This window comes from Flavivirga jejuensis (genome assembly GCF_030540765.1).
Lineage (GTDB): Bacteria > Bacteroidota > Bacteroidia > Flavobacteriales > Flavobacteriaceae > Flavivirga > Flavivirga jejuensis.
Genome location: NZ_JAUOEL010000007.1, coordinates 56,599 through 75,526, shown reverse-complemented (window position 1 = coordinate 75,526; position 18,928 = coordinate 56,599). Strand labels below are relative to the sequence as shown.

The window sequence follows — 18,928 nt, the reverse complement described above, 5'->3', positions numbered from 1 at the left end:
ATGAAAATTATAAACTTTAAATTTTTAACTACAATAGCTCTTACAGTTCTATTCTTTTTCAATTGTTCAAATAACGATGATACTCCAAATGAAGGAAATGAAACAACTACTGGCTACGCCTTTTGGTTAATTACAGATACATCAGATAGTAGTGGTTTAATTTTAACTTCAGAAGAAATGTTATCTGGAGATATTAATCCAACAGATGAATCATACAATTTAATTGGAGCAGCAAGAACAGCAGGCATCTCTTATAAAGGGGCTATATATAATACCTCTAATAATACTGGAGATTCTGGAATTCAAAAATTTACTTATGAAGACAATTCTTTATCCGATGCTGGTTTTATATCTGTAGGAGAAAGTGCTTTTATTTTTGAAATGATAAGTGAAACAGCAGGGTACTATACAGATTCTGATAGAAGTAGAACAGCTATTCAAACATTTAATCCAGAAACGATGCAACGTACAGGTGAAATTGACATTGCAGATAAAATGGCACCTTATATGACAGATGATGTTGTTTTAACACGTTTAGGCTCTTTTATGGTAGCAAGTGAAGGTTTTCTTTATACACAAGTATTCTTTTTTAACGCATCTGGAGTTCATGCTTTCGATAAAACGTATGTTGCGGTTATAGATACAAATACAAATGAGTTTGTAAATATGGCAGAATATAACGATTACCTTTATCTTGGATATGATAGAAAAAATACAAATTTTGTAACCAAAGCAGATAATGGAACTATTTATTTAGCTGCTCCTATTGGAATAGCCAACGAAATAGGTTCTAAATGTATTCGTATCAATGCAGGAGAAACAGATTTTGATGCTTCTTGGGAAGTTGATTTTAATGAAATAATAGGAGAAGAAGGAAGCTTTTTATTAGGTGGTCCAGCAGTTTCAGGAGATAAATTGTACGTTAAATTAAAGTCTGAAGGAATGGCTCCAGATTATAGTAATTTTACAAATATAGATGGGGAGTTTTATATTATAGATATTAATAATACTTCTGTTGCAACAAAAATTGAAGAAATCCCAAGTAGTGGAGGGCAACAATATGGAAATCATGGCCCTACAGAAATAGATGGATTAATTTATTTTCTAGTTTCAAGTGATACATATCAAGGATATTATACCTATAATTTAACTACAGGCGAAGTTCTTGAAGCGATTACTTTTGAAGGAGGCATGCCTTGCCAATTGGTTAAAATAAATGAGTAAAATATTAATATCGTCTCAAAGTAGCACAAGTTACTTTGAGGCTTTTATTTTTTATATTCAATGTATAGTTTAGCCATCATATTTTCTTTCTTATCGGTTTGGGGTTTTTATATAACGTCTAACAGAATAGAATTTAATAAAACAGGATTTACACGTTCTATTGCTAATAAAAGAATAATAGTTCGTTTTATTTCGGGGCTATTATTTATTATTTCCGCAATACTATTTTGTTATAGTTCTGGTATAACCATAGGTATTTCAATAATCACATTACTTTACATGTTAATGTTGGGTTTGGTGGTATTGTTTGCTCCATATAACTGTATTAAAATTTCACATTTTTTATTAATAGTCATACTAATAATTGGCTTAGAATTTATAGTAAATACCATGTAATGCCAGCAAATAAAAAATATTTAACAAAATCTAATTGGACTAGAGCAAGTAAAATTATTGCAGTTACTTTAATAGCTCCTGTAGCTTCTATTAATTTTCATTTAGCTCTCGCTTTTTTTATAGGATTCGCTTATGTTGTTCCAACATCTCTATTTTCAATATTTATTCTTTGGGGATTTTTTATGGTGCTTGTTTATTGGATAAAAAAGGTGTGGGTTAGTTGGTTGATTTTGTTAGTAATCATTTTATTTTCAGTGTTATATATTTATTATGCAAAGTCCTAAAAATATGAAAGATAAAAGAATTTATAATGTTTTTTATAACCTACATACAGTAAGTAGTATAACTATTGCTGTAGGGCTTTTTATTTGTTTTTTTGCAGGCGCTTTTGCTTTGTTTAAAACAAACATAAATAGATGGGAGGCAAATGTAAAAAAGCCTGAAGCTATTGCTATAGATTATGAAAAAACATTATCGGTTCTTGATAATGAAGGATATGTCTTAGATGGTAGAAATATTTTTATTGGCTCTGGGGATGATCCTAAACCTTATATCATGGTGCTTTCTCAACCATCGAAAAAGAAAGATTCCTTATCAACTGCAAATAATAGAGGTGCTTTAACTCAAAAAGAAAATGAATTAATTTCACTAAAACTTGACCCAAATACTTATAAAATCACAGATAATAAAAGTATTGAACAACATGGTTTTCTCGGTACTTTTATTTATGAGTTACATTACTTTGAGCCTATTCCTAAAATTGGCGTTTACCTTTCGGGTATTTTAGCTATGTTTTTCTTTTTATCCATTATTGCAGGTACTATAATACATTGGAAAAAAATAGTACCTATGTTTTTTTCATTTCGTATTAAAAATTCAATAAAACAGTTATGGTCTTCAGGTCATACAGCATTAGGTATTATTGGCTTGCCTTTTCAGTTAATGTACGCTATTACTGGTGCTTTTTTTTCACTTTCTATAATCGTATTTATTCCTACAGCTAATGTGCTTTTTAATGGAGAACAAGGAGGATTAATGGAGTATATAGCGCCCTCAAGTAAGTATGAAAATAGAATAGAGGAACCTTTAAAAAACAGAGAAAATCTTAACTTAATATTTAAAAAAGCTAAAGATGAGCTTAGAGTAGATGATTATAGGCTTTCTTTTGTAAATATTACTAATTTTAATTACAAAAATGCTCGTGCATCTTTTTTATTTATAGAAAAACAAGAAAAATCGATATTTGAAAGTGCCCATATTATTTATAATGTATCAGATGCAAGTATTGTAGAAAAAAAACCATTTAATAAGGTAACCTATCAAGAAAGTGTGTTATATCTACTTCATGTTTTTCATTTTGGAGCATTTGGTGGATATTTTGTGAAAATCATTTATTTTCTCTTAGCTATGCTTACATGTTTTGTTATTCAATCTGGTGTTATGTTATGGTTAGAAGCTAGGAATAATAAAAAACATTTAATCAAAAAGAAATTTAATAAATCTGTTGTAGCAATTTATACGGGTATTTGCATGGGATTATTTCCATCTTTCGCTTTATTATTTTGTGTAGCAAAAATATTTCCACAAAATATAGAAAATCGTTTTAATATTATTACAGGGGTATTCTTCATATTCTGGTTGGTCTATACGTTTTATGCATATCTCTCAAACAACTTAAAAACAATCACAAGAAATGCTCTTATAATCGCAGCGTTATTAGGAGTTTTTGTTCCTCTTTTAAATGGATTTCAATCGGGTTTATGGTTTTGGAGTTCTTTAGATAAAGGTTATAAAGATTCTTTTTTTATAGATATAAGTTGGGCGCTTTTTGGATTGATAACTTTTATGGGGCTTATACTTACAAAGAAATCAAAAAAGAACGCTACTACTTCTCTATCAGCTTAAACTTTTATGATTGATTGAAACAAAAAAATAAACATTACTATTTTTAAATCTGATTTAACTTAAATTTGATGTTTCTTAAGTAAATATCATATGGGGGATAAAAAGTCAAAATTTACAGTAAAGACTAATAATGGAGATGAAATTAGAAATGAGCTGAATATTGATTTAGAAAAAAATAGCTTTTTAGAAACAAAAGAAATCATTCAGACCGATTTTTTCAAATCAGAGTATAAAGAAATTTTATTAAAAGGTGCAAGTTTGGTGCTTAGAGATTCAACTATAACACCACCTGTAAATATTGATATTGATTACCCTTTTCCTTTTATAAAAGTACATTTTGAACTTCAGGGAAGCATGTTTTATGCATCAGAACATCATGAAGAGGATGTTGTCTTTGTTGATTCGGGGAGATATAATTTCTTTTATTTACCTAAAGTAAAAGGAACAATTACATTAAAAAAATCTAAAGTTAGATCTTTAGAAATTGTGGTGACTGAACAATTTTTACGAGATACATTTAAATCCAATTTTAACAAAATAAGTAATAGATTTGGTAGAGCACTTCAAGAAAATGTTTTTTTTGTTATGTTTAAAAAAAGCCCTTTTATTCCAAGTTATTTATTAGTTATTGCAAATGATATTATTAAATGTTCTTTTGAGAAAGAGATTAAAGAAGTATACATAGAATCTAAAATTAAAGAGGTTTTTAGCTATATTTTTACTCAATTAAATCAATTACAAGAACCTGTTGATGAATTGTTTAGTATAAGTGTTAATGACAGGCAGATGATTGTTGATGTTGAAAAAATATTAGTAGAAAACTTAGCAGAATATTTAACTATAGATAAACTTGCAAAAATGTCTGGAGTTAATAAAAGTAAATTAAAAAAGAATTTCAAGATCGTTACAGGAAAAACAATTTTTACATATTTAACAGATTTGAGGATGAAAAAAGCCAGCGATTTATTACTTCAAAATGACATGAGTATTTCTGAAGTTGCCTATGCTGTTGGTTATAAATATCCTAAGCATTTTACAGTAGCTTTTAAAAGAAAATTTAATTATTTACCAAGTGAGTTAAAAAAGCATTAGGTAGTAGAAATCTATAAATAAGGTAAAACTCAATATGATTGATATGTAATGCAATATTCTTTTTGTAGAAAAGGAGAAAGTGAATGGAATTAATGTTGTTTTCTATAATACCAGTAAGTATTACTGCGCTTTGCATCCTGGTTTATAAAACATTTTTAATTTATATGGATCCTTTTATGGGTACCCGTAATTAAGTAAAGTATTCAGAGATTATTTTTGGTACGTTGAATTAATATAAATCCAAAAAATAATTATGAGATTACTGTTTTTATTTCTGTCTTTTGTACTACTATCTAGTCCCTTTTTATTCGCTCAGAGCCAATTGTCTGATGATGACAAATTAAAAATAATTACTAAAAAATCATTGAAAGATAACCCAAGCCATTGGGCTTTTATAAATTATGTAAACAAAAATCTTTCTCTTGTAAAACATAAGTCTAATGCAAAAAAGTATTTAAAAAACGGAAATATAAAAACGGCATTGCATCATTATATGTTAGGACTGTCTAAAGCCACAAAAAACAGACAGATAAAAAGGTATAAAAAAAAATTTACACCAGATTTGTCGAAAGAGGCAATGGCTGCAGTTAATGATGAAATGGATAGTATCAGAGAGGCACTTAGTAAACAAAGCTTTATTGAAAAAGCAAAAACAGAAAAATGCTATATTGATTATTTAAAGTATTTACAAAAATTAAATAAGATTAAATTATCTAATGATAATTTATTAGAATATGAAGTTTTACCATATAATAAGGAAGAAATGAATAAGGCTCTCCAAGCTTATAATCATACAGCAAACTTAATAGCTCCTTGTTATTATAATTTAGCTGTTCAAAAAGAGACAACAGCAACTAAAAAAGCTGACTGGAAAAAAATCAGTTCTTATTATGCCATTGTTCAAGCTTATGAAGAGAATTATGAAGATGCCAAAGACAGAGAAGATATAGCGGTAGAAAAATCGATTTATAATGTTACCGTATATCCAGAAACCATTCGGTCTTCAACATATAAAAGACTTGATAAGTCCTTGCAATTAATGATAAAAGATGAGTTGTCCTCTTCTTTTAACGGTGAACGTATGAGACACATTCGGCTAGTATCAGAATCAGTACCTACAGATTTTATAATTAATTTAGCTGTAAGCGACATATTTGTAGATCATAGTGGTACAGAATCGGAAAATGCAAATTATGAGCGAGAGATTGTTACTGGAAAAGATAAGGACGGTAATGAAATAATGAGCACAGTAAGAGCAAGTGTAACTTATTTTAGTATGGAAAGCTCATCAAAAACAAAAGTCTTTGTCGAAATTGTTGATAATTCTACTGGGGAAATTAAGTATTCAGAAACTTTTCAAGGTTCATCAAATTGGTACACTAAGTGGTATAAGCTTACTGGAAATGATAAGGCACTTACTAAAAAGGAAAGCAGAGGATTGCCTTATAGAACAAAACCAGAGACAAGACCTTCCGACTTATCATTAATTCAAAATGCCATTGATGGTACAGTTAAAAATATATCAAAATCTTTAAATTCAGATTTTTTATATGCCAAAGGGGTAGTTAGTTATTAAATTCGTTATTTTTAAAAAGATTGGCTTTTTTGTTGCAAAGTAAACTTTTCTCGAAGCGAAGCGACGAAAGGAGCGAAGTGGTAATGTGGTATAGCGTGTGATATCAAGACTAGTATTTCCAAATAATTACAAAGCTCAGTAAGTAGTAGATAAAAACATCTTTCCCTTACCGAGCTTTTGTAATTGTTTTATTTAATTAGGAAGAATAACCTCTTTTTTATATTTATTTAATAAAAATATCAAAGCTATATTCGCTATAGCAACAAAAAGTAATAATATTATTTGAGAGATATTACCAATATTAACCATTAAAGTTTCAATCACGTGAAATATATTTAATATGGATAAAAGTCCAGCATACACCATTGAAAAAATAAGGAATCCTTTTTTAGTATAAAATAAATGTAAAAAAGCCATAATCATAGGAAATATCATGGCTAGAATATAAATAACATGTGCAAAAGGAGGAATACCAGCGCTTATAGGTTCTTCTAATAAAGGTTTAAAGAAAATAGCTTCGCTTTGTTCTAAAAGAGAATGCATACCAAGTCCAAGACCTATAAAGCTCCATATTATTGTAATTTTTATTTGTTTATTCATTTTAATATCTATTTATCTTATTTGTAAAACTAAAATGCTAAGAAGAATATAAGGGTTCAACTTGCATATAAATTTTTGGGATTATAACTTTATTATTTGCGTTGGACTTCCACCTATTATTGTGATCTCTTTTTCAGATGTATTAGAATCTGTATCGTAAGAATAGAAATATGCTTTTCCTTCATCATCATTTTCAACAACAAAGTATGGTTTATCATCAAATAAAGATGGACCATAAACACTTACCCAATAACCAACAGGAATGTCATTAATTTTAGTTGGTTGTTTAGTATCTAAGTCAATCTCATAAGCGTAATAATCTAATGCAGCAACACCACTAAAATCATTACCTATAGTATTCTCAAACATTTTAACATACATTTTATTGTTAATTATAGCGCCTCCTAAAGCAAAATTTTCTCCGTTTGAAAAATCTCTTTGCGCGTTAATATCCCAAGTAGTATCAAAATCTGTTTCGTTATTGTTAATTCTTAAACTTCTAAAATTAGGACCTTCTGGATCTGTAAAATTACCGATAAAACCATTTAAGTATAAATTGTTATCCTCATCAAAATTGATATAGTTTGTGTTTTTTAAACCATATCCTAATAATATATAATCATCCCATACAATTATCTTATCTAAAGTATCTGTAGCTGTGTCAAATACGGCAACATAAGTTTTATCGATTACTTGAAACCCACTTTCATTAGTAAAATAAACTTCTGTAAACACTTTACCATCTCTTTCTATAACAAACCCGCCAAAACTTGTAGAAACGACATCTTCTAATTCATCTTTAATAGCATTAATCTCAGTAGAACAATCTATTTCACCTGTACGTTGCATCGTTTCTGGATTAAAAATTTGCATAGCTGTTTGACTAACATCGCTATTAGAATAATAACCTTTAGTTTTAGAAATTAAACCAAACATATTTCCACTTGCGTATTGAGCTCCTGTGGGAATAAAACCATCATCAAAAAAAGTGTTATCATCACTTAATGAAAATTTTTGAATCCCTGAGTTACCAGCAGAGTTATTTGAATTATAAACGGCGCCTCCATAACCTATTCCAGGTGTTCTTATGGCATTTATTTGAATTCCGTTTGTTATTGCTGATACATCAATTTCTCCAGCTGGCAATTCGCTAAACGGAACTAAAAGCCCTGTATTTGCTTCTGCATCTGTTTGGATAAACATGGCATAGGCTTCGTTTTCTATAACACCATTAGTGTTAATATCATCATCGCTGCCGCAAGACATTATTATTGTGGCGATAGCGATTAATGGAAATAATCTATTTTTCATTGTACTCATAATTTAAAATTTATTTATAATTTATATGTAACTTTTAACCTAAATGCTCTTGATGGTTTTTGTATTCTAAATTCATCGTATAATTTTGAGTTTATTAGGTTTGATATTTCAGTATTTATGCTAATTGGTAATTTTTTTAACTTAACTGTAAATCCAATATCTACTTGGTGTTGTTCAGGTATAATTAAATCTGTAAAGCTTATATCTCTTTCAAATAAAGCTGGTTCTAAAATTTTTGAAGTTGCTGTTAATAAATATTGTTCTGTATAATTATAATTCGCGTATAAGTCTATAAAAACAGGTAAACGAAAAGGATGTTTATAATTTTTAAAAACATTTAGGTTCGTAAAAAAATAAGGAGTGTTTGGAGTTCTTGAATTTTCAATAGCAGATCCACCTGTATTAACTCTACGCATATCTTGGTAAGTAATTGATATGTTTGCTCTAAAATTATTTTGTAGTTTTAATTTTAAAGAGGATTCTATACCTTTTGTTATTTGCGTATCGGTGTTTTGATTTTGAGTAAACACAAATCCTACAGGTAATTTTCTTATAAAATTATTAGTATCTCTATAGAAGGTATTTATGTCTAAAAAAAGCGTTTTTGATGTATTTAAATTAGAGTAATATCCGATATTTAAGTTTTTGCTTTTTTCGGGATTTAGGTTAGCGTTACTTAAATTAAATAGGTTATCTCCAAAATATTCTTCAGACTCAGGTATTCTTGTTGTGTTTTCAAAAGATATTCTGAGAAAAGCATCACTATTTATCTTATATTTAGTAGAGTTTCCCCAACCAAAAGAACTATTATGTTTTTCAGTTGTTAAAACATCACCAAAAATATTAGCAGATTCTGTATTTAAATGAAAATGTTTAAAGGTAAATTCATTAGTGATTTTCCCTTCAAATAATTTTGAATATGCACTAATACCCGAAACTGTTTTTTTATAATAAGATGGAATTGTAATAGGTTGAATTCCTGTTGTGAAATTTGTGCTTTGGTAAGGGTCTGTGCCTACTTGGTTTTTACTATTATATGTAGAACTCAATTTTAGTTCTAAGCTTTTATTAATTTTATAAGAAGCTAAAAGCCTGGCAACAAAACTTTCTTGATTAATATTGCTATCTGTTTTTGTATCGCCTGTTTCACCTCCTGTAAAATTATCAGTACTAGTAATAGCACCAAGCCAATTGTATTTATTATTAGACAGATCTTTTTGTATCGTGTTTTTTTTACTAAAAGCAGAAAATAAATCAATTTTAAAATTGGAAGTTATTTTTTTTTGGTAGGTGATACTTCCTATTTTGTTAGTTTCTTTAAATGTAGCTTCTCCTATAGCAACAGTAATGTTATTTCCTGTTTGAATTTCTTTATTAAAATTAAAATAAGACATTTCAATATTTAATATATCAGCATATTTAGTATCATGAACTCCAAAATTACCTTGAACAAAAGCGGTTTCTATACCATCATGAAATCTTTCTACAGTTTCATACGAGTAATTTTGAGTTTCTTCATTTAAAACAGGGCCTTCAAAATTATAGTTATTATTGGAGTAGATATAATAACTACTTAAACCAGCCTGAATTTTTGTTTTAGGTATTAAATAATTAGCATTAATACTGGCTTCATGCGTATTAAAGGCTCCTATAGAATAAGATGTATTTAAAAAATTATGGTCTGTTTTTTTTGTTACAATATTTATTGCTCCACCTAAAGCATCTGCACCTAATTGAATAGGTAAAACGCCTTTGTATATTTCAATATCCGAAATTAAATTAGAGGGAATTAAACCAATTTGAAATGCTCTTCCTAAATAGTCAGTAGGAATTCCATTTTTAAAAAAACGAATAGCACCTCCTTGTAATCCATTAATGTTAACAATTGTTGGACTACCAACACCAGCACTTTGCCTAACTTTTACACCAGAGGTTTGATTAATAATTGTTGTTACAGGGGTAGCGCGCTCTAAAATTTTATCTACACTTATAACATCAATTTTAATAGGGGCTTCTCTTTTTTTCTGTTGATGTGTTTTTCCTGTTAAGAGAACTTCTTTTAAGGCTTCTTTTTCTTCATACATCAATATTTTTATAATAACAGGTTTGTTATGTATTGTAATAGCGATGATTTGTTTTTTGTATCCAATGCTTGATACTATTAAATTATAATTTCCATTGGGTACTTTTTTAATTTCAAAATTTCCATTGTAATCACTAATAGTGCCAAGTTCTGTTCCTTTTAAAAGCAGATTAACACCTAATAAATTCTTTCCATTTACATCTAATATATGCCCAGATATAGAAGATTGCCCAATTAATTTAGTCATGAAAAAAAGTAAACCAATTAAGAAGAAATAATTTTTATACATTTACGCTTATTTATATTTATTCTAAAGAACGACAAATGTATTGTAGAAGTGAATTTGTTGTTTACGCGAAAGAGATTTAAAAAGACGTATTTGTACATTTTAATAATTAAACCATCTTTAATATATCAACTTATGATATCTAGTTTTAAAATAAAAAATTATCATAAAGAAGCTGTTTTAACTGAATATCAACCAGATTTAAAAAATGAAATGATTGATGAAGTAAAAACATCTTTGAACACTCATTTTTCAAAATCTAAAAACAAAGAAATTTTATTAGATGGTGTTATAATTAATATGAGAAAAGATTATTTGTCATCTCCAATTTTATTAGAGGTAGCTCATGATTTTCCTTATTTAAAAGTTCATTTTGAAATAGAAGGGAAGCTTGAGTATATTCCCGATAATAAAAATGAAATGTCTATTACTATTAATAATGGGAGTTATAATTTTTTTTATTTACCAAAACCTAAAGGCGTTATTAGTTTAAAATCAAAAAAGAGAAAAGAGTTTAGTATACTAGTTACAGAAGATTATTTAAGGAAATCATTCAAACATTATTTTGAAAAAAAAGATGCTTCTTTTATAAAATCTTTAAAAAAGAAAACGAGCTATAAACTATTTCCTGAAAGTAAAGTTATTCCAGTAGATTTATTACTCATCATTAGTGATATTATTAATTGTTCGTTTCAAAAAGAAATTAAACAGGTTTATTTAGAATCTAAAGTAAAAGAATTGTTTAGTTATTTATTCTCAGAAATGGATTCACAAACTACTGAAAAAAAGGAAATAAAACTAAATGAAATAGAATATAATCAAGTAGTAAAATCTGAAAAAATACTTCAAAAAAACATTCATAAAACAATAACTATAAGTGACTTATCTCAGTTAATAGGTGTTAATGAATATAAGTTAAAAAGAAATTTTAAGATAGTTTATAAAAAGCCTGTTTTTAGATATTTTACAGATTTAAGAATGGAAAAAGCCAAACAAATGTTAGTAAAAAATAATGTTGATGTATCTGATGTAGCTGTGGCGGTTGGCTATAAAAACCCACAACATTTTACTGTTGCTTTTAAAAAGAAGTATAACTATGTACCTAGTAAGTTAAGAAATAAGGTTAAAAATCTTTAAATCACACCTCTGTTATGTTAATAGAAATTTTCTATTACAATCATTAGTTTAAATTATTCTAAATCTGTTACGCATCTACAGTTCATAAAAGATTTATTAGCTCTTTCATTACCATCTTGAACATCTCCGCTTTTATTACTATTATGAAATGTGGGGTTAGATTTACTAACACGTTTAGTATTTCCCGAAAAAGTGGTGTAATTCACACCAAATATATTGGTGTTATTAATTGTTTCTTTTGTAAAACCCGATGACCAATAAAATCCAATGCGTACATTCATATATTTTGTACACCTGTCACCAGATGGATTAGCAATTGTATTTGAACTTCCGTATTGCGCATTAAATGTACTTAGTTTACTATTGTCTGCATTAATTACATTAATTAATGATTGCCAATCAGAATCGTTCGGGACACGCCACCCTTTAGGGCAAAGTCCTTGTGTATTAATAGTATTTGAGTTCTTGTTATATTTTGTTAATGTATACCAATTATAAAAATAACCTAGCTCTTTTTTTTCAGTTTTAGACTCATTGATACATTGAAGCTGATATTCAGCACCTGGAACTCTATAATTTAAATTTCGAGTCATCCAGATTTTATCACCAAATTGAGCTGTATTATAGGTTTCACTATTTCTACCATCTACATATCTGGTTCTATTTTCAGCAATTGATTTGATTAATTTAATGTTTTTATAATCAGGATCAATTTCCATTAATTTTTGAATATATTCTAGAGCCTTATAACTATTTTTAAAGCTAAATATACTTACTGTTTTACTTTTATTAGGTGCTTTATTGGTAAGTTTTTTACTATCAACAAAGCCTTGTTTATTTGTTTTAGTGTTAATGGTTTCTTGTTTTTTAGCAAATGGGTCTATACTGACTTTAAGGCCTTCTACAATATAGTTCCCATTTTCATCTTTTGGATGTCCTGTGTATTCCTCTTTTTCAATCGCTTTTAGCTGTTCTTTAGATAAATTATCCAATACTAAAAGCTTGCTAACCTTAGAATAATAGGTGTTTAGAAGTTTAAGCTTTACTTGCTTTAGTTTAAAACTTATGTTGTCTGAAGATGAATAAAATTTTGCATATCGTAAAATATCATAAGCACTTGCTATTTGTTCTACATTTTCATTTTTTTTCAACATTGAATTAGCTTCTTTAAGCATAATTTGACCGATAACATTTCCAACTGATGTTTTTTCACTATTTAATTCAGATTCTAAAGACGGATTTAATTTAGAAGCCTTAATATAGTATTCAAATGCTATTTTCAATTCACTTATATCTACTGCCTTACTTTTAGCTCTTGCTTCTTTTAGATAATCATTAGCTGCTCTAATTTTTATTTCTTTTAGGGCGCTTAAAGATGCCTTTAATTGTGGAGTATAATCTGTGGTTGGTACACTAATATTTTTACCACGCTTTTTTGTAGCAAGTAGCTTGTTTTCCGAAATATTTCCAAGACGTTCTTGCAATGCCATTAACCCTTTTATACTATATACTATAGAGTCTTTATAGATTACAGATGTATCACGATGGTAATTGCTTGCAATTTTATCAAATTCTAAAATCTGGCTTTGTTTTAAAATTAAAGCGTTATCTAGATTTTCAGCAATAATTTCTTGTGTTATTTTAATCATTCGTTTAGTTGCACTATCCATACTTAGTGACAATGATGCAAACCTAACAGCCTTAAAAATATTGCCTACTTTTAATTCCTTTTTAGCGGCATTCATTTCCTTACGTTGTGCATGGCAATTTCCAACTACTAATAGGATAATAATTATTGCAGATTTTCTTAAAAATAAAAACGGAGTAATTTTTAACATTTTGAGGGATAAATAGGATTAATATAAATCTAAAATAGTATAAATTATTAGACTAATGACTAAAGAGAGGGAACAGGAATGTTAATTTTATATTATCATTAAGATGTTCATACAATAAAACTCCAAGTTTAAATGTCTGATTATAATTATTTTGAATTATAATGTTCTGCTTTATTCAATTTTGATTTGGTAAAAAGCTTTTATCAGTATTTATCTTCTTTGATTTTTTTCTCTAACAGGTTGCTCTAAAATTGTAATATGATATGCTTTGCTGGAACCGAGGTATGAGATTCACGAATACCTAATTATAAAAAAATAATAAACGATGAGTAAGGGGTAGAGGTGTAGCGAAGTACAACATGTATGGAATGATTATTGTGACTACTATATGTTGAAAACATTATTGTACAACAAAAAAGATTACTATAAATTGTTGTAAGAATAGGAATATTACAAGTAATGAATTTATTAAGGTCAAAAGAGTTTTTAGGAAAAACAGTGGATCAATTTTCTTTAAAAGATTATAATATTTCTATGGTAAAGTATAAAGAACCTGTATCTGAAGATTGGCACTCACATGAAGAGTATCATCTTTCTTTGATAATACAAGGAGGTAATTTGGAATCCCGAAAAAGAAAAGATATTGAAGTGTTTCCTGGCAGCATTATGTTATATAATAAAAATGAAGTGCATCGAAATAGACATACAGCATTTCCGTCTGTGAATTTAAATATAGAAATTAGTGATTGTTTCTTTACAAAAAATGAACTTTCAACTTCAGATTTTAAAGCTTCAATGCATAAAAACACAGCGGTTCAGATTCAATTATTAAAAATTTACAAAGAACTAAAAGTTAACGACTTATTTTCTTCAGATTCAATTCATTCTTCGTTACTTACCTTTTTTTCAGGGAATAAAAATATAGCCGATCAGAAACCTGTATGGGTTGATACAATTAGAGAATTATTGTGTGATCGATGGGATGAGTTTATTACATTAAAACAACTATCAGAAGAACTTCAAATTCATCCAGTTACCATTTCTAAATACTTTTCAAAATATTTTAATTGTACTTTGGGTGAATACATGCGCAGGATTAAAGTAGAAAAGGCAATTTTATTTCTAAAGAATAGTAATATGTCTTTGACCGAAATAGCTTTTCTCTGTGGTTTTTCGGATCAGAGTCATTTTATTAAAACGTTTAAATTTAATACAGGGTTTAAGCCGAAAGAGTTTAGACTAATATAATAAGATAAGCTAAACTACGGGCTAATTTCATTCTATTTTCTATTGAATTTTCTTCATTAATTTACATCATTATTAACATTAATGTATGGGTATTATAATTGCCTGATATTAATAATTCAATTTTTATGAAACAAACAGTATTACAAAAAAGTATGGTGTTAATTATATTTCTTTTCGCCACGGCACTACATTTTGCTCAGTCAAATAATGATATCGTAAAACAAGTCCAGAGCTTACTGGAAGAAAATTATATTTTCTTAGATAAAGCAAAAGAAACCAATATGCATTTGGAGGCATTAATAAAAAAAGGTGTTTTTAATAACAAATCATCTATAGATTTTGCTAATTTAATGACTAAAGAGCTTCAAAAAATCACAAAAGACAAACATCTTTATTTTTCATTACCAAATTCTAAACAAGTATTAGAAAAGACAACTACTACATTAGGACAAAGTCTAAACAGATATGACCCTATGTTAAGAGGGCTTCAACTTTGGGAATCAAATATAGGATATATAGATCTTGCATTTTTTGGCGGTTCTACCAAACATAGAAACGAAGTTGATGCAGTTATGAAGGTCATGGAAATTGCTGATGCCATAATTATTGATATGAGAAGAAATGGCGGAGGATTTCCAAGAACCGTTAATTATTTATGTAGTTATTTTTTTAATGAAAAATTATTGCTTAATACGATCTATTCTCGAGCAAATAATCATACTGAAGAATTTTGGGTAACAGATGTAAAAGGAATAAAAAGACCCGAAGTACCTGTGTATATATTAACGAGTGATTTTACTTTTTCTGGAGCTGAAGATTTATCATATACTATGCAGAGCAGGGGTAGAGCAGTAATAATAGGAGAAGTTACAGGAGGTGGAGCACACCCAACAGAGGCTTTTTCGCTTGATAAAGGTTTTAGAATTGGAATACCTTTTGCCAGAACCATAAACCCGATTACTAAAACCAATTGGGAAGGTGTAGGAGTACAGCCAGACATAAAAATAGAAGCAGATAATGCTCTGGAAAAAGCAAAAGAACTGGCAAAAGCAAAAGCCATAAAATATAGAGCTTCCTTTTTTAAACCATTAGAAGAGATACTTACTGATTTAGAAAGTAAACAAGATACAAATGAAAATAACTTGCATGCACAACTTGATTTTCTTGTTAAAGCAAATAAAATGGATGAAGAAGAAATAAATAATCTCGGTTATTCTTATATCCGAGAAAATAAACCACAGACGGCTTTATCTATTTTTAAAAGCAACACTTTACTATTTCCTAATTCTGCTAATACCTGGGATAGTCTCGCAGAGGGTTATTTTACCTTGAACAATAAAGAAAAAGCTATTCTATATTATAATAAAGTAATTAAAATGGATCCCGAAGGTGTTGGAGAAAATGCCAGAGAGATGTTAAATATGATAGAAAAACTTTAAATGATATTTTGTATACTATTTTAACTAATATTTTTTTGACTAAAAAAACAAAGAAGAATGTAACGACATTCTTCTTTGTTAAAATTCTATGTTTTAAAACTTATACCTAACCGTTAACCTTCCATTTATTCCAGGTTCCGAACTAGAAAAATAGGTGTTATAATACCCCCCACCTGTATAAAGTAAATATTCATCTAATAAGTTAAAAATATTTAATGAAACATCTACCTTATCTTTTTTCCAACTTAAGGCACCATCAAGTCTAAAATAATCGGGTAAAATAAAAGGGATATTATCTTTTGAATCCCATTGAATGTTATCTTTAGCATATCGATAGCCTAAAGATATTGCAAAACCTTTTAAAGCTGAATTTTTGTTAAAGTTATAATTAAGCCAAGCGTTGGTTAAATGTTTAGCATGTCCTGATAGAGGTTGTCCTAATCGACTTAAATCTGTGTCCTCTGTTACCTTTGCGTCTGTAAAAGCGTAATTAAAAATTACGTTAAATTCTGGAGTTATTTGTCCTTTTGCATCAAACTCAATACCTTTGGATTGAGCCTCTCCTAATTGAACATAAAATCCTTGACTTGCAAGTGCGCCATCTGGGTGCGCTACTAAAATATTTTCTTTTGTGATTTTATATACTGTTAGACTCATACTTAAATTTTCATTAAGACAAGTGCTCTTAATACCTGCCTCTATATCTTTCGCATTGACAGGGTCAAAAGTTTTATTATCTGTATTTCTTCCAAAATTAGGAGTAAATACTTGATCAAACAAGCCGTATAAAGTTATATTAGGTAGTACATCATAACTAATACCTATTCGAGGAGTATATTTTTTGTCTTTTGCTTTGCTACCATATGATTCTACATCTATATTGGTATGTCTTGCAGCCAAGGTTAAACGTAATTTGTCATTTAACATCCATAATTCATCTTGTACATAAAAAGAAATATTCTTTGTGCCTACTAAAGGTGCATTGTTTTTAAGTTCATCATCAGACCAATGCTTAAATTCTGGAATAACTGCATTTCCATAAATAGGGTTGTATATATTAAAAGGTGAATTTTCATCTATATTTGGCCTAAAACGTCTTCCAAAATCATTATAAGATTTTGTATGTCTATAGTCCATACCACCCATAATTTTGTGAGTAATAACCCCTGTTTTAATTTTACTATTGATATAAATTTGCCCTAATTGATTCGTTGTTAATCCATCCCAAGTACTTAATGTTCTAGACAAATCTCCATTGTTTTGAACGCCATCTAATACATATGTATAGTACCCATCTAAATTATACTTCATGAGCATATATTGAGTATCTACTGACCAGTTTTTATTAAATTTATGGTTGAATTTGGTAAATAAACTCAATTCTTTTATTTCAGATTTTGGCCAATTTTCTTCCATAAAAGTAAAATCTCTTGGAAGTATTTTTAAATTACCATTTATGTTTCTAGGAAGTATTACATTTTCTATACCCGTTCTCATTTTAGCTTGTTTATATGTAAATTCAGTTAAAATGTAGGTTTTATCATTAAATTCATATTTTAATGAAGGTAGAACGCCTATAGATTCGCGTTCATCGTATTTTTTATGAGATTCGTTATAGTTGTAAAAACCTGTAAAGTGGTATTGTAATTTTTCACCTTTTGTTAACGAGCCACCAGAACTCAAAGAAGCTCTATAACTATTAAAACTACCCAGGGTAAGAGCTAATTCATTACGGTTATTTGGTGTAGGTTTTTTGGTTACTACATTATAAAAACCACCAGGTTCTCCACTAGAAAGCATAAAACTAGACGGTCCTTTTACAAATTCGATGGATTCAATTTCTGCTATATCTGCAGGTAAAGGACCATAGGTCATTTCTGTATACATTCCGTTTCTGAATGCAGGTAATGGAAAACCTCTCATGTATAGAGATACATCATGAAGCCATGCACTACCAACAAGGACGCCACTAACATTACGTACAACATCATCTCTCATGGTAATAAGGTTCTGATTATTTAAAAACTCTTTACTAACTACTTGAATGTTTTGTGGAAGTTTCACTGTTTTTGTTTGTAGACGTAGAGTTTCAGAAGTCTTTTTAGGCGGAACATAAGGATTGTAGTTACTTTTTATAATTACTTCATTCAAGGTCTCTGCAGATTCACTTAAAGTGAAATTAACTTTAGTATTACTATTGGAAATAATAGTAAGAGGCTGCGTTTGATTTTTTAATCCTATAGAACTAGTAATAATAGTATAGTCTCCTTCGGGGGCATAAAAATTAAAAAAACCATTCTCATTTGTCGATGCTCCAAAGGAGGTTCCTTTTAATAATATAGAAACAAAAGGTGCAGGCTTGCCATCACTAGTTATTATTTTTCCTGAAATTTTTCCTTTTTTTTCATCAGTATACATCAAAATAGTATTATCTACCACACGATAATAAATTTTATACTCCACTAAAATTTCATTTAGAATCTCTCTTAAAGAAACATTAGAATAACTCTTATTGATACTAATATTATCCTTTATAGTATCTGGGGCATAAGAAAAAGAATAATCTCCCTTACTTTCTATTTTGCTTAATGCAGATTCTAAATTTTCTTTTTTAAACTCAATTGAAATTTCTTTATCTAATATGGTTTCCTGTGAATGTACTGTGCTAAAAATCAAAACAATTAGCGTAAAAAATAATAATTTTAAGCTATGTGATAGACTTCTTTTGGTACTATAATTTTTCATATTTTTGTTAAATGTTGTTTATTTTATATTAATTGAATG

13 protein-coding genes are annotated in these 18,928 nt (G+C 28.5%); 8 read left to right on the top strand and 5 right to left on the bottom strand.

All coding sequences use genetic code 11. The features are described from left to right. The 5 genes from Q4Q40_RS18150 to Q4Q40_RS18130 all read left to right on the top strand — a co-directional run bounded on the left by Q4Q40_RS18150 (position 1) and on the right by Q4Q40_RS18130 (position 6,193). The gene (locus Q4Q40_RS18150) at positions 1-1,224 is read left to right on the top strand and encodes a DUF4374 domain-containing protein (RefSeq protein WP_303303389.1); all 1,224 of its coding nucleotides are present in this window, start codon (positions 1-3) and stop codon (positions 1,222-1,224) included. A gap of 395 nt (positions 1,225-1,619) precedes the next feature. Continuing rightward, complete coding sequence (locus Q4Q40_RS18145) at positions 1,620-1,904, top strand: hypothetical protein (protein ID WP_303303388.1); 285 nt, start codon at positions 1,620-1,622, stop codon at positions 1,902-1,904. Positions 1,905-1,908: 4 nt separating this feature from the next. Continuing rightward, positions 1,909-3,525 carry a PepSY-associated TM helix domain-containing protein gene (locus tag Q4Q40_RS18140; protein WP_303303387.1) on the top strand — a complete coding sequence of 539 codons (1,617 nt, stop codon included), beginning with the start codon at positions 1,909-1,911 and terminating at the stop codon, positions 3,523-3,525. 90 nt (positions 3,526-3,615) lie between these two features. After that, positions 3,616-4,617, top strand: coding sequence for a helix-turn-helix domain-containing protein (locus tag Q4Q40_RS18135; protein WP_303303386.1), 1,002 nt, complete (start codon positions 3,616-3,618; stop codon positions 4,615-4,617). A 253-nt stretch (positions 4,618-4,870) separates the two neighbouring features. Next, on the top strand, positions 4,871-6,193 hold the full coding sequence (locus Q4Q40_RS18130; protein ID WP_303303385.1) for a hypothetical protein: 1,323 nt from the start codon (positions 4,871-4,873) through the stop codon (positions 6,191-6,193). 192 nt (positions 6,194-6,385) lie between these two features. On the opposite strand, the gene Q4Q40_RS18125 is transcribed toward Q4Q40_RS18130, so the two are convergent. The 3 genes from Q4Q40_RS18125 to Q4Q40_RS18115 form a co-directional block, all read right to left on the bottom strand. Further along, a complete protein-coding gene (locus tag Q4Q40_RS18125; RefSeq protein ID WP_303303384.1) occupies positions 6,386-6,793 on the bottom strand; it encodes a hypothetical protein in 408 nt (135 codons plus the stop codon). A gap of 81 nt (positions 6,794-6,874) precedes the next feature. After that, positions 6,875-8,104 (bottom strand): DUF4374 domain-containing protein, encoded by a 1,230-nt coding sequence (locus tag Q4Q40_RS18120; protein ID WP_303303383.1) that lies wholly within the window; start codon positions 8,102-8,104, stop codon positions 6,875-6,877. A gap of 23 nt (positions 8,105-8,127) precedes the next feature. Beyond that, positions 8,128-10,443, bottom strand: a complete 2,316-nt coding sequence (locus Q4Q40_RS18115; RefSeq protein ID WP_303303382.1) for a TonB-dependent receptor — start codon at positions 10,441-10,443, stop codon at positions 8,128-8,130. 174 nt (positions 10,444-10,617) lie between these two features. Here Q4Q40_RS18115 and Q4Q40_RS18110 point away from each other — a divergent pair, with 174 nt between their 5' ends. After that, positions 10,618-11,619, top strand: coding sequence for a helix-turn-helix transcriptional regulator (locus Q4Q40_RS18110; RefSeq protein WP_303303381.1), 1,002 nt, complete (start codon positions 10,618-10,620; stop codon positions 11,617-11,619). A gap of 53 nt (positions 11,620-11,672) precedes the next feature. On the opposite strand, the gene Q4Q40_RS18105 is transcribed toward Q4Q40_RS18110, so the two are convergent. Next, positions 11,673-13,457 carry an FISUMP domain-containing protein gene (locus tag Q4Q40_RS18105; RefSeq protein WP_303303380.1) on the bottom strand — a complete coding sequence of 595 codons (1,785 nt, stop codon included), beginning with the start codon at positions 13,455-13,457 and terminating at the stop codon, positions 11,673-11,675. Between the two features lie 459 nt (positions 13,458-13,916). On the opposite strand from Q4Q40_RS18105, the gene Q4Q40_RS18100 reads away from it, so the two are divergent. Beyond that, entirely contained in the window at positions 13,917-14,705 is a 789-nt protein-coding gene (locus Q4Q40_RS18100) for an AraC family transcriptional regulator (RefSeq protein ID WP_303303379.1), read from the top strand. A gap of 125 nt (positions 14,706-14,830) precedes the next feature. Then, positions 14,831-16,144 carry a S41 family peptidase gene (locus tag Q4Q40_RS18095; RefSeq protein ID WP_303303378.1) on the top strand — a complete coding sequence of 438 codons (1,314 nt, stop codon included), beginning with the start codon at positions 14,831-14,833 and terminating at the stop codon, positions 16,142-16,144. Between the two features lie 93 nt (positions 16,145-16,237). Here the strand turns inward: Q4Q40_RS18095 and Q4Q40_RS18090 are convergent, their stop codons facing one another. Then, positions 16,238-18,889: a TonB-dependent siderophore receptor gene (locus Q4Q40_RS18090; protein WP_303303377.1), complete on the bottom strand. Its 2,652-nt coding sequence runs from the start codon at positions 18,887-18,889 to the stop codon at positions 16,238-16,240. Between the last annotated feature and the right edge of the window lie 39 nt (positions 18,890-18,928).